The 13,236-nt window shown below is 46.2% G+C and carries 13 protein-coding genes; 12 read left to right on the plus strand and 1 reads right to left on the minus strand.

All coding sequences use genetic code 11. The features are described from left to right. Positions 1-384 precede the first annotated feature (384 nt). From KNO86_RS00805 to KNO86_RS00825, 5 genes are all read left to right on the plus strand, one after another. On the plus strand, positions 385-1,104 hold the full coding sequence (locus KNO86_RS00805) for a GntR family transcriptional regulator (protein WP_074034655.1): 720 nt from the start codon (positions 385-387) through the stop codon (positions 1,102-1,104). A gap of 130 nt (positions 1,105-1,234) precedes the next feature. Further along, the gene (locus tag KNO86_RS00810; RefSeq protein WP_214693960.1) at positions 1,235-2,323 is read left to right on the plus strand and encodes a BMP family lipoprotein; all 1,089 of its coding nucleotides are present in this window, start codon (positions 1,235-1,237) and stop codon (positions 2,321-2,323) included. Positions 2,324-2,386: 63 nt separating this feature from the next. Continuing rightward, positions 2,387-3,913: an ABC transporter ATP-binding protein gene (locus KNO86_RS00815; protein WP_214691852.1), complete on the plus strand. Its 1,527-nt coding sequence runs from the start codon at positions 2,387-2,389 to the stop codon at positions 3,911-3,913. Continuing rightward, entirely contained in the window at positions 3,910-4,974 is a 1,065-nt protein-coding gene (locus KNO86_RS00820; protein WP_214691853.1) for an ABC transporter permease, read from the plus strand. The genes KNO86_RS00815 and KNO86_RS00820 overlap by 4 nt, the downstream gene beginning before the upstream one ends. After that, positions 4,971-5,930, plus strand: a complete 960-nt coding sequence (locus KNO86_RS00825; RefSeq protein WP_074034652.1) for an ABC transporter permease — start codon at positions 4,971-4,973, stop codon at positions 5,928-5,930. The genes KNO86_RS00820 and KNO86_RS00825 overlap by 4 nt, the downstream gene beginning before the upstream one ends. Before the next feature lie 159 nt (positions 5,931-6,089). On the opposite strand, the gene KNO86_RS00830 is transcribed toward KNO86_RS00825, so the two are convergent. Beyond that, a complete protein-coding gene (locus tag KNO86_RS00830) occupies positions 6,090-6,338 on the minus strand; it encodes a ferredoxin (protein ID WP_074034651.1) in 249 nt (82 codons plus the stop codon). Between the two features lie 142 nt (positions 6,339-6,480). On the opposite strand from KNO86_RS00830, the gene KNO86_RS00835 reads away from it, so the two are divergent. The 7 genes from KNO86_RS00835 to KNO86_RS00865 all read left to right on the plus strand — a co-directional run bounded on the left by KNO86_RS00835 (position 6,481) and on the right by KNO86_RS00865 (position 13,225). After that, positions 6,481-7,503 (plus strand): YpbB family protein, encoded by a 1,023-nt coding sequence (locus KNO86_RS00835; protein WP_214691854.1) that lies wholly within the window; start codon positions 6,481-6,483, stop codon positions 7,501-7,503. After that, positions 7,487-8,914 carry a RecQ family ATP-dependent DNA helicase gene (locus KNO86_RS00840; RefSeq protein ID WP_353047670.1) on the plus strand — a complete coding sequence of 476 codons (1,428 nt, stop codon included), beginning with the start codon at positions 7,487-7,489 and terminating at the stop codon, positions 8,912-8,914. Before KNO86_RS00835 ends, KNO86_RS00840 begins: the two co-directional genes overlap by 17 nt. Positions 8,915-8,955: 41 nt before the next feature. Then, on the plus strand, positions 8,956-9,156 hold the full coding sequence (locus KNO86_RS00845; RefSeq protein WP_074034648.1) for a hypothetical protein: 201 nt from the start codon (positions 8,956-8,958) through the stop codon (positions 9,154-9,156). 128 nt (positions 9,157-9,284) lie between these two features. After that, complete coding sequence (locus KNO86_RS00850) at positions 9,285-10,148, plus strand: MerR family transcriptional regulator (RefSeq protein ID WP_214691855.1); 864 nt, start codon at positions 9,285-9,287, stop codon at positions 10,146-10,148. A gap of 60 nt (positions 10,149-10,208) precedes the next feature. Continuing rightward, positions 10,209-10,787 (plus strand): adaptor protein MecA, encoded by a 579-nt coding sequence (locus KNO86_RS00855; RefSeq protein ID WP_074034646.1) that lies wholly within the window; start codon positions 10,209-10,211, stop codon positions 10,785-10,787. A 96-nt stretch (positions 10,788-10,883) separates the two neighbouring features. Next, positions 10,884-11,810 (plus strand): D-alanine--D-alanine ligase, encoded by a 927-nt coding sequence (locus KNO86_RS00860; RefSeq protein ID WP_214691856.1) that lies wholly within the window; start codon positions 10,884-10,886, stop codon positions 11,808-11,810. Between the two features lie 146 nt (positions 11,811-11,956). Next, the gene (locus tag KNO86_RS00865; protein WP_015881453.1) at positions 11,957-13,225 is read left to right on the plus strand and encodes a Glu/Leu/Phe/Val family dehydrogenase; all 1,269 of its coding nucleotides are present in this window, start codon (positions 11,957-11,959) and stop codon (positions 13,223-13,225) included. Positions 13,226-13,236 lie beyond the last annotated feature (11 nt).

Raw genomic sequence — 13,236 nt, forward strand, 5'->3', positions numbered from 1 at the left:
TGTATACATAGATATACAATCGTTCGTTTTTTATTCCTTTTTCTACGATATGGAAATATTCGCGCAAATCAGAGAGGTTCGCTATAATATAAATGTAATATAGCACATATGTCCTATAACGTTTATTAGTACATACTTTTAAAAACGACTGAAACGCTTACATTTTTTAATAACGTTTACATTTTACAAAAGTTTTTCAAACTGAATCGAAATGGGTAAAATGGACTCAGAGGTACGGTTGGAGATAGTTTTTTAAAATATTTCCTTGATTCCGAACAAAAACTATTGCGTTCTAATTCTCGAATCCCTATACTTAATATTGGCAAGGACATTCATACGTCAGATGTCTGAGCACTGGTAAGTAAATTAAAGGTGGTGAGGCCAATGTCGATTAAGCTCGATCATCGATTGCTCTATCTTCGAGTGATTGAGAAAATTAAGCAAGATATCGACGCTGGTGTCTATCGTGAAGGTGAGAAGTTACCTTCAGAGTTCGAGCTTTCAAAGCAACTCGGAGTAAGTCGAGCGACACTTCGTGAAGCGTTAAGAATTCTCGAAGATGAGAAATTTGTCGTGCGAAAACATGGAGTAGGGACATTTATTAGTTCTAAACCGCCATTCACGTCAGGAATTGAAGAATTGTTCAGTGTCACTGATATGATCACACGCGCAAAAATGACACCAGGAACGAAAGTATTGGTGGCCGAGAAAGTGTTGGCAACAGAGAGAGAAGCCGAGCGTCTCAAGATTGAGCCGAACTCACCGATTTATCGGATTGTTCGAATTCGATATGCGGATGACACACCGGTCGTTTATTGTGTCGACAAAGTGCCGGCCCATCTCGTCTCGAATCCTGAGGCATTGACTGAAGGGAAGTCTCTGTTTGACTCTCTCGAAAAAGAGGTAGGACGTCGAGTCGCATACGCAATCACGCACATCGAACCGAGTGTCAGCTCTGAAATTTCGTCACAACTTCAGACGGACCAACCGTTACTCGCTTTAAAACAATTGCATTACGATGAGAGTGATTTACCATTACTCGATTCGGCCAACTTTTTCCGAGCTGATCGATTCGACTTCCATGTCGTACGTAAACGAGTGTAACCGAACAGTTTTTTAACGGAAGAGTTATTTTTGGGGAATAGCGTGAAAGCGCTTTCTTATACCGGTGTAAAGACTACTGATAACATGACAACAAAATTTGTTATGAACCGAAAGGGGAAACACGACGATGATGAACAAAAAGAAAACGATTCTCTCAGCTTTAGCAGCAGGACTCACACTCTCTACAGTACTCGCAGCATGCGGTGGAGATGACAACGAAGGCGGCTCATCTTCAAACGGCGAAGGCGGCGAGGGCGGCGACTTTAAAGTAGCAATGGTTACAGATACTGGCGGTGTTGATGACAAATCATTCAACCAATCTGCTTGGGAAGGTCTCACGAAATTCGGTGAAGACAATAACTTGACTGAAAACGAAGGATACAAATACCTTCAATCAGCTAAACAAGCGGACTACCAGCCAAACTTGCAACAATTGGCTCGTGACAACTTCAACTTGATCTACGGTATCGGCTTCTTGATGGCTGAAGACGTACAAAAAGTAGCTGAGCAGTTCCCTGACAACAACTTCGCAATCGTTGATATGGTTGTTGACGCTCCGAACGTTGCTTCAATCACGTTCAAAGAGCAAGAAGGTTCATTCCTCGTTGGTGTCATTGCCGGTCTCACGACAACAACTGACAAAGTTGGTTTCATCGGTGGAGTAGAATCAGACTTGATCAAGAAGTTTGAAAATGGATTTAAAGCTGGTGTCATGGCTGTTAACCCAGAAGCAACAATCGACGTGAAGTATGCAGAAGACTTCAACTCGGCTGAAAAAGGAACAGCAATCGCTTCAGGTATGTACGGTTCTGGATCGGACATCATCTATCACGCAGCTGGTGGTACAGGTGTAGGGGTATTCACAGAAGCGAAAAACCGTAAGAAGAACGGCGAAGAAGTTTGGGTAATCGGGGTTGACCGTGACCAGTACGAAGAAGGTCTTCCAGAAGACGTTACGTTGACTTCAATGGTCAAACGTGTAGATACAGCTACTTATGACGTATCGAAGCAGACGATGGACGGAGAATTCCCAGGCGGCGAAATCATCGAGTTCGGTTTGAAAGATGACGGTGTCGGTATCGCAGAAACTTCTGACAAGCACGTTTCACAAGAAATTCTCGATAAAGTTGAAGAATATCGTACACAATTGGTTGACGGAGAACTCACTGCACCAGCAACTGACGCTGAGTTCGAAGAGTTCATGAAAAACGTAAAATAATTCATTTGAGTGAAGGGGGGACCCATGTGGTCTCCCTTTACTTAAAGTTAGGGGTGAACTTCCTTGGAATATGTAATTGAAATGCTAAATATTCGCAAAGAGTTCGGTACGTTCGTTGCGAACGACAATATCACACTCCAATTGCGCAAAGGAGAAATCCATGCGCTTCTCGGAGAGAACGGGGCGGGGAAGTCGACGCTCATGAACGTGTTATTCGGTCTCTATCAGCCTGAAGGCGGGGAGATTCGTGTGCATGGGAAAAAAGTGGATATTGAAAACCCGAACATCGCCAACGAACTTGGGATCGGGATGGTCCACCAGCACTTTATGCTTGTTGAAAAATTCACAGTCACTGAGAACATCATCCTTGGACTTGAGCCAAAGAGCGGTGTGACGATTGACCGTGAGACAGCCCGTAAAAAGGTCATGGATATTTCAGAACAGTATGGGCTTAAGATTGATCCAGACGCCAAGATTGAAGATATTTCAGTCGGCATGCAACAGCGTGTAGAAATCTTGAAGACGCTCTATCGCGGGGCAGATATTTTGATCTTCGATGAACCGACGGCAGTGTTGACACCACAAGAGATTCAAGAACTTATCCAAATTATGAAACGTCTGATTGCTGAAGGTAAGTCGATCATCTTGATCACGCACAAGCTGAAGGAAATTATGCAAGTCGCAGACCGTTGCACAGTCATTCGCCGTGGACGTTATATCGGTACCGTTGAAGTGGATGAGACGGTTAACGAAGATAGTCTTGCTGAAATGATGGTCGGGCGAGAAGTCAATTTCGATGCAGAGTATTCGAAAGCCGACCCGCAACAAGTCGTTCTCGACGTTCAAGGACTTGTCGTCAAAGACAGCCGTGGTTTGAAGGTCGTCGAAGGATTGGACCTTCAGATTCGTGCTGGAGAAGTACTCGGGATTGCCGGAATCGACGGCAACGGTCAGACAGAACTAATTGAAGCGATCTCGGGACTTAAAAAACCGGAGTCGGGTAAAGTTTTGCTCAACGGAAAAGACGTGACGGGTCATACACCGCGTAAAATGACGGAAGCTGGAATCGGACACATTCCACAGGACCGTCATAAACATGGTCTCGTCCTTGACTACTCGATTCGTGACAATATGGTTCTTCAAACGTACTACAAAGAACCGTTCTCGAAACGAGGACTCATGAATTATAAAGCAGTGGCAGAAAAAGCGAAGGCGTTGATTGAGAAGTTTGACGTCCGAACTCCATCCATCGACGTTCCGGCTCGTGCCCTTTCTGGTGGTAACCAACAGAAAGCAATCATTGCCCGTGAGGTCGATCGTTCACCTGATTTACTCATCGCAGCACAGCCGACGCGTGGTCTTGATGTCGGTGCGATTGAATTCATTCACGAACAACTCGTCAAAGAACGTGAAAAAGGCCGTGCCGTCTTGCTTATTTCGTTCGAACTTGATGAGATTTTGCACGTATCCGACCGGATCGCCGTTCTTTATGAAGGAAAAATCGTAGGAATTCGTGATCCGAAAGAGACGACGGAACAAGAGCTTGGCTTCTTGATGGCCGGCGGTCAGAGAGGGGACGACAAAGAATGAAAAAATTAAGTTTAAATCAACTTCTCATTCCATTCCTATCCATCATTTTAGGACTTCTCGTCGGAGCCATCGTCATGTTGATTGGTGGATACGACCCGATTCAAGGCTTTATCTCCTTGTTTGAAGGGATGTTTGGAAGCCCATATGCCGTTGGGGAGACGCTACGAGCAGCAGCACCTCTCATCTTCTCAGGTCTCGCGGTTGCCTTCGCATTCCGGACGGGGCTATTCAACATCGGGGTAGAAGGTCAAGTATTGATCGGATGGGTAGCAGCTGTATATGTAGGGATCAACTTCGATTTGCCGATGTTCATCCATTTACCGCTTGCACTTCTCGCGGCGATGGTCGCGGCAGCACTCTGGGCGTTCGTTCCTGGATTCTTGAAAGCGAAGTTTTACGTCCACGAAGTCATCACATCCATCATGATGAACTATATCGCGCTTTACACGACGAACGCGATTTTGCGTAGCGTCATTGGCGTAACGAACGAACGTACTGACTCAATCAATGAATCGGCATCGCTTGCGTCACCGTGGTTGCAAGAGTTGACGACGTACTCACGTCTTCACTGGGGTGTCCTCGTTGCAGTACTCGCGGCAATTGTGTACTACTACATTCTTCAACGTACGACACTCGGTTATGAGTTGCGTGCAGTCGGATTCAACAAACACGCCTCTCAATATGCAGGGATGAGCGTTGACCGTAACATCGTCCTTTCGTTTGTCATCTCAGGGATGTTTGCAGGTCTCGCTGGTGCGATGGAAGGTCTCGGGACGTTCGGTAGTATGACGCTTTCCGCATCGTTCACAGGTGTCGGTTTTGACGGGATCGCAGTAGCCCTTCTTGGTGCCAACACAGCGATCGGTGTCATTCTCGCAGCGATTCTATTTGCTGGATTGAACATCGGTGGATTGGCGATGCAGCTCGGTGCGAACGTACCGTCTGAACTTGTCAAAGTCATTATCGCAGCAATCGTCATCTTTGTGGCATCTGGTTATGCCATCAACTATGTCATTGAGAAACTTAAAGGAAATCGTAAGAAAGGAGTGGAGAAAAAATGAGCTTCTTAGAAGTCCTCTATATCGTCGTACCGGTTGCACTTGCCTATGCGACTCCACTCATTATCGCAGCACTCGGTGGAATCTTCAGTGAGCGCTCTGGTGTCGTTAACATTGCCCTTGAAGGGATTATGATTATCGGTGCCGCAACAGGGATCATCACTACGCTCACGTTAACAGACTTAGGAGCCGGTGTATTTAGCCCATGGATCTCCTTGCTCGTTGCGATGGTAGTCGGTGCGCTCTTCTCGCTCTTCTTGGCTGTCCCTGCCATCCTATGGCGTGCAGACCAAACGGTTCTTGGAGTAGCGATCAACATGCTTGCGATCGGTCTCGCCATCTTCGTTGTGCGTGTGCTTTACAACAAAGGTCAAACTGACTTTATCGAGTACCGTATTGCGAAGGAGAACGTACCGTTTTTATCAGATATTCCGGTATTAAAAATGTTCTTCATTAACGTACAATACACGTCATTCGTTGCCATCGCTTTAGCGTTTGTCGTCTGGTTCGTTATCTTCAAGACGCCGTTCGGACTTCGTCTCCGCTCAGTAGGAGAACACCCGATGGCAGCTGACACGATGGGGATCAACGTCACGAAAATGCGCTTTATGGGCGTCATGCTTTCTGGTGCGTTTGGTGGTCTTGCCGGAGCGGTATACGCCGTCACGGTTACGACGAACTTCAGTGGAACGACAATCGTTGGTCAAGGGTTCTTGGCGATTGCTGCAATGATCTTCGGGAAGTGGAATCCACTCGGAGCGCTCGGCGCTGGATTGTTCTTTGGATTCGCCCAAGCGTTATCGATTATCGGAAGCAATTTGCCTGTCATCAATAACGTGCCGCAGCTTCTACTTTTGATTGCACCTTATGCACTCACGATTCTAGCACTCGCTGGACTCGTCGGTCGTGCAGATGCACCGAAGTCGGTCGGTATTCCATATATTAAAGGAAAACGTTAATCCGGAATAGGACATATGTCCATTTTAGGAGGGTTGTTTGGTACTTAAGCCAAACAACCTTTTTTGTTATACTTGGCTAGAGCTGTCATGATTAGAGTAGGATGGAGAAGTGAACAAAAAAAGACATATCGGTCATTTGACCAATATGTCTTTGCAAGTTTATTCGTACTTCAATGCATCGCCATCGAACGATTCGTCTGCCACTTTGATTGAATCGGTCGGGCACCCTTCGAATGCATCCATCATGTCTTCGTACAACTCGTCAGGGATTTCCACAGTACCTGTGTTGTCATCCATCAAGTTGAATGCGAGACCTTCATCATCGTAATCATAAATATCTGGTGCTGCTGCGCCACAAGCTCCGCATGCGATACATGTATCTTTATCGACGATAGTAAATTTTGCCATGATAATAACCCTCCAAACGGTTCGTTTCTCTTAGAAATCAATCTACTGTCTACGAGTAATTGTAGTCTACATACCCAATTATTTCAATGAGGAAACGAGTGTCTTTTTGGTAGGATAATGATTTTTTTAAGGATGTGACGACTTGGTTCATTTAGCAGATGGAGTTTTACTGCTGGCCATTAAGCGATTAAACGGGGAACGGAGTGAACGTAGCCTGTTCCATGTCTTGAACGGAAAGCGCTCGGCCACGACGTTACAAGACGCGTTCTTTTATGAGTTAGAGCCTGTTTTTGGGCAATTTCCTCAAACGACGTACTCATATGAGTCTTTGTTAAAAGGGTTTGAAAAGAGGGGATGGTTGGACCGTAAACAATTTAAACTGACAGAAGCGGGAAACCTATTGTCTTCACCTGAAACGGTAAAGGATTTATTCAATCGTTTAGGGGGAGAGCGCCGTGATTATAATGCGACGACGTGGAAACGTTTGAGCCTCTTTGTCCAGACATTCATGTCAAGGGAACATGAGAGGACGTTTTATCCCGTTCAAGCCGATCGACCCGCGGAACAGTGGGTCAAACAGTTGTTACAGATTGATCGAGATTGGAAGGTGCTTATGCAAACATTCCATCATGAGATCGAGGACGCACTTGACATTATTGGAGATCCATATGCGACAGCGGTCGTCTATCGATTCACGGGAGCCTTTGAGACCGGTCTGACCTATGAACAAATCGCCAGTCTACTTGATGTCGACGCAGAGACGGCTCGCCTCTATTTTTTAGCAGGATGGAATGAACTGTTAACGGTATTACCGAAAGAGGCGAAGCTTCGGGGTTTCACCTATGGGTTGTCGACTGAGCGAATGACCTTTTCGGCACGTGAATCGTATGATCTCTTTCTCAAAGGCTATTCGTTTCAACAAGTTCAGTCTCGCCGACGACTACGAACGAGTACGATCGAGGACCATGTGGTGGAGATGGCAATGTATTTAGACACCTTTCCCCTCGATCAATTTGTGCCGAGCGACGATATCGTCACCATCGAGAAGCTGCGAGACCCAGAGAGCTGGGCTTTGAAACCTATCTTCGAAAAGATGGGCAACGTGAGTTACTTTCAAATACGCCTTGTGTTCGCAAGGTTGAAACGAGGTGAGACATTTGTATGAATCGACATTGAAACACGTGTTCGGATATGATTCATTTCGTCCTGGGCAGCATGAAATCATCCACTCCGTTGTAGAGGGACAAGATGTATTAGCCGTCATGCCGACAGGGGCAGGGAAGTCGTTGACGTTTCAACTCCCTTCGTACATCAAGAACGGGGGATTGACGGTCATCGTCTCGCCTCTCCTCTCCTTGATTGAAGACCAAATGCTCCATATCCGAGAGCGGGGAGAACGTGGCGTCGCACGTTTGACGTCGATGGAGTCTTCTGAAGAAAAGCAAGAAATCATCAATCACTTGAAACGTTATCGATTTTTATATCTCTCCCCCGAACAGTTGGCCGTTCCGTACGTTACACGCGCACTCTCAAACGTGAAGATTCAAATGCTCGTCATTGACGAGGCGCACTGTATCTCACAATGGGGTCATGAGTTCAGACCGGAATATGCGCGTTTAGGCGAACTACGTAAACAAATCGGGAGTCCTCAGTGCATGGCCGTCACGGCGACGGCACCGGAGAGTGTGAAGCAAGATATTATTGAAAAGTTGGCACTCTTTTCACCTGAGCAGTTCGTCCATTCCGCGAATCGACCAGAAATTCGATTGATGGTCGAACGACTTGAAAAAGAGAAGAAACTTGATCGGCTAAAAGAATTGGTCCGAGATGTTCCAAAACCGGCAGTCGTCTATACGGCGACACGTCGAGAAGCCGAGGCATTGGCGTTTGAACTAGAGGACGCGTTGTTTTATCACGGCGGCATGTCAACGGAAGACCGACGACTCGTACAATCTCAATTTTTACGGAATGAAGTGTCGGTCATGGTGTGTACAAGTGCATTTGGGATGGGTGTGAACAAAGACAACGTCCGTTCTGTCATCCACTATCAAATCCCTGCAACGGTGGAAGCGTATATGCAGGAGATTGGACGAGCAGGTCGTGATGGAGAGCCGGCGTTTGCTGTCCTCCTCTATGCGGATGGAGATGAACGCATTCAACAATTTTTGATTGATGGTCAATATCCAAAAGACGAAGAGATTCGCTTAGCATACTTTGAGTGTGAAAATGGCACGACACTTTCGCAATTACCCCGCTTATTGAGGATGAACGAAGAAGACCCGAAATTCCTTCTTTTAAAGCAGATGCTGTCTGAACGCTCGCTTCAAGAGGCGCTCGATTGGGTAAAAGAAAGAAAACGTAATCGCTATCGTCAACTCGGACAGATGATGGATTATGCACTTATCCGAACGTGCCGACGCGATTATTTACTCCGTTATTTTTCGGAGCCGACAATCGACCAAGAGGAATGTTGTGATGTGTGTGGGACGATTGAGTTTCCTGAGACACCGCAAATCGTTCGAAAAAATGTGACAGAATGGAAAATACGGTTGACGCAAATCTTTTCCTTTGAATAATATCATAGTAAAATGATAAAAAAGGTAAAGGAGGGCATACGTTGCGACATCGGAATCAGGCAGATTCTTTACGCGAGCAGTTGGCGGATACGTTGCCGTCTCGATCGGAGAGGCAAGAGCATGAACGGAAGAGGAAGTTGAATGATAACTTGATGAAGCGCCCGTTGGCGATGACTCTAACCTTCGCCATGTTAGCGATTATTCTCATTTTCATATATATCGGGCGAGATGCCATTTTTTAAGAAGGGTGCGGACATGGTCCGTGCCTTTTTTTATTTTGGGAAAATACTCGATTGCACAATAAAAGGGGTAAACCTTTTCAATTGAGGATATACTTATATCATAGAACGAATAGGAGAGGAGGGCGGAGATGCCGAAATACTCCATTAAGACTGTGGCGACGTTGACCGGTGTCAATCCAACGACCATTCGAGCTTGGGAACGGCGATATCAATTTATCGTACCGAGCCGAACCGAATCAGGTCACCGCCTATATTCAGATCAAGATGTCGAGAAAATTAAGTGGGTGGTAGACAAGCAAAAAGAGGGATTGACGGTCTCTCAAGCAATTCAACAACTCCACCAAGCTCCTGAACCAGAACCGACATCTGCGAAGCTTTACGATGAAGAGTTGAAGGATGCTCTGCTTCAGGCACTGCTTTCTTTCGATGAGCGGACCGCGCATGATCTAATTAATCGTGCGTTCAATACGTTCAGTTTTGAAAAGGTCACAAAAGATATCATCGGACCGTTACTGATGGATATTGGTTCAAAGTGGGAGCAAGGAACGATTACGATTGCCCACGAGCACTTCGCCACGGCGTTTTTACGAGCACGTCTTTCTACGTTGTCACTTCAAATGCCGATGAACCCGTTTCTTCCACGAGTCACTTGTGTCTGTGCACCGGGTGAGATGCATGAAATCGGATTGCTGTTCGTCACACTTTATTTGCGTCAACATGGGTACGACGTCATCTTTTTAGGAGCGGGCTTCCCGAAAGAAGATTTAAGCAAGGCTCTGCACGACATCAAGACATCGTGCCTTATTTTCGCATGCACATTGACGGACCATATCCCGAGCTTGTTAGAGGCGATGGAATATATTCAAGAAGAGCATCCCACATTAAAGATTGGGGCGGGTGGATACGCGGTCAGCCTCGAACGTAGTCGGTTCGATGATGCATTTCTTGGCGATACGCCAGAAGAGTGGACGAAATGGTTATCAACTATTTGACACGGGATTAAAACGGGAGTAGCTTATTAGTAGGATTGAATATTCACTGGAGGTTTTCGATTGAGATTTGAAAAACAAACAAAAGAACATCTTCGTGTATATGTGACTGCGAATGAGCTTTCGTTACGTGGGATCGCTATCGATACGATCGTGGGGGAAAACGGTCAACAGCTGTGGAAAGAATTACTTGAGACAGCAGAGAGTGAATACGGATTCTCTCCACAAGGAGCGGTCGATTTGAATGTGACGATGTTTCCTCGTGATGGTCTCGTCATCGATGTTCAAAAAGGTGAGGCCATAGCAGAGCTTGATGTCGAGCAAGTTGAGATTCGACTCACAATTGATGTCATTCATCATTTGATTTATCAGTTTGATGATATTGAAGATGTGATTAACGCGTCGATTCAACTGTTTCCACATATACATGAGACTGAGCAGGGCGGAGCACTTTATCACTATGAGGGACGGTACTATCTCCACTTCGTGGAAGTACTACCTGAGAAAGTGGAAGAACGTCTCGCTGCCATTTTATCCGAATATGGAAAGACGACCACGGTCAGTCCGTACGTCATGATGGAATATGGAAAAACGATTCAAACTGAACAGGCCGTGAAAGAGCTGTACGATGCATTCGCATAAGTACGGCTTTTTTACTTTTCTGTTTCTATTGTTTTTAACATGTCCGTGTTATGATTAGACATGAATTTTCAGTAGTTAGTTGAAGGAGAGATTGGAATGAAGGTCGCTGTATTGTATGGTGGAGTGTCAGGAGAACGTGAGGTATCCCTCACAAGTGGACAAGGGATGATTGAGGCATTGACGGAGCGTGGTCATGAGGTCACGGCAATCGATTTTCATCCAAAACGCGCGAACGAGTTATTGACGTTAGACGTCGATGTCGTCGTCAGTGCATTACATGGGAAGTATGGCGAAGATGGTCGCGTCCAATCATTACTAGAAATGGCGGGAATCCCGTACACGGGGTCAGGTGTCTTAGCATCTGCTCTTGCGATGGATAAGGCAAGAGCAAAAATCATCTTCGCAGCATCAGGCATCCGTGTGGCGCGCGACGTGTTAATTGAATCTGTGGATTCGATTGATGCGAAAGTAGCTGAGTGGGGTAATGAGTTTCCATGTGTCGTCAAGCCTGCCCAAGAAGGTTCTTCGAACGGTTTGACAATCGCGATGGATGAGACGATGTTACGTGCGGGAATTGATCGAGCATTTGCATGTGATTCAGCGGTATTAGTCGAGCAGTACATTAAAGGAAAAGAATTGACGGTACCGGTCATCGGGAACTTTGGGAAAGAGGAAGCACTTCCTGTCATTGAAATCATTCCAAAAAATGAGTTTTACGACTATGAGTCGAAGTATACAGAAGGTGGTTCGATTCACGTTTGTCCAGCCGAAATCTCGGATGAGTTGACGATGGAAGTGCAACAAGCGGCTGTCATGGCTCACCGTGCGCTTGGTTGCTCAGGTTACTCACGTTCTGATTTCCTCGTATCGGAAACGGGCGAAGCGTATATTTTAGAAACGAACACGCTGCCTGGAATGACGCCATTAAGCCTCTTCCCTGACAGTGCAAAAACAGTCGGAATCTCGTACGGTGAGCTTTTAGAGCGCTTTATGGAGTTAGCACTCGAACGTGAGTTGAAGTAAGACATCTGGATCATTCCACACTTCAAGAAAACGCTTTCATTATTTTTGTAAAACCCTTTCAAATTGAGCGCGTATCAGCTATACTTTTAAACGAATACGAGGTTAATTCTTGGGGGAGAATTGACAATTTAGGGGAGGAAACCTTCATGATTACGGATCAAGAAAAAGGTCATCAAAAACGAAAAAACATCTTGGAATCGACACAAGAGGTGATTCACGAAGCTTTAGATAAACTCGGCTATCCAGATGAGATGTACGAGTTGTTAAAAGAACCGCTTCGCATGCTGACCGTTCGGATCCCAGTTCGCATGGATGATGGCTCGACGAAAATCTTTACGGGTTATCGCGCTCAACATAACGATGCGGTCGGACCGACAAAAGGGGGAATTCGGTTCCACCCAAGCGTAACTGAAGTAGAAGTCAAAGCATTATCTGTATGGATGAGTTTAAAAGCGGGGATTGTTGACTTGCCATACGGTGGGGGGAAAGGCGGAATCGTCTGTGACCCACGCGAAATGAGTTTCCGTGAAATCGAACGATTGAGCCGCGGTTATGTTCGTGCCATTAGCCAAATTGTTGGTCCGACAAAAGATATCCCTGCTCCGGACGTGTTCACGAACTCGCAAATCATGGCATGGATGATGGATGAGTATAGCCGAATCGATGAATTCAACTCACCAGGTTTTATTACAGGTAAACCGCTTGTGCTTGGAGGTTCGCACGGCCGTGAAACTGCGACTGCGAAGGGTGTAGCCATCATGATTCGAGAAGCGGCACTCCGCCGTGGGATCGAACTAAAAGGCGCCCGTGTCGTTGTTCAAGGATTCGGGAACGCGGGTAGCTTCCTTTCGAAATTCATGTACGACGCAGGAGCAAAAGTGATTGCGGTCAGTGACGCGTATGGTGCGATCCATGACGAGAATGGCTTAGATATCCCTTACTTGTTAGACCGTCGTGATTCATTCGGTACGATTTCGACACTCTTCAAAAACACGATTTCGAATAAAGAGATGTTAGAACTCGACTGTGACATTCTCGTGCCAGCTGCTATCGAGAATCAAATCACGGAAGATAATGCCGATGCCATTAAAGCTTCCATCGTAGTGGAAGCGGCGAACGGACCGACGACGAACGAAGCGACGAAAATCTTGACAGAGCGCGGGATTCTCCTCGTTCCGGACGTATTGGCATCAAGTGGCGGGGTCACGGTCTCTTACTTCGAATGGGTACAAAACAACCAAGGTTATTACTGGACGGAAGAAGAAGTCGAGGAAAAACTTGAAAAAGTACTCGTTCATTCGTTCAACACTGTTTACAACACATCTTCAGCCCGCAAAGTCGATATGCGTCTCGCTGCCTATATGGTCGGTGTACGTAAGATGGCGGAAGCGTCACGTTTCCGCGGTTGGGTTTAAATAAAAAAGTT

The sequence above is a fragment of the Exiguobacterium sp. s160 genome (assembly GCF_018617575.1).
In the GTDB taxonomy this organism is placed as follows: Bacteria; Bacillota; Bacilli; order Exiguobacteriales; family Exiguobacteriaceae; genus Exiguobacterium; species Exiguobacterium aestuarii_A.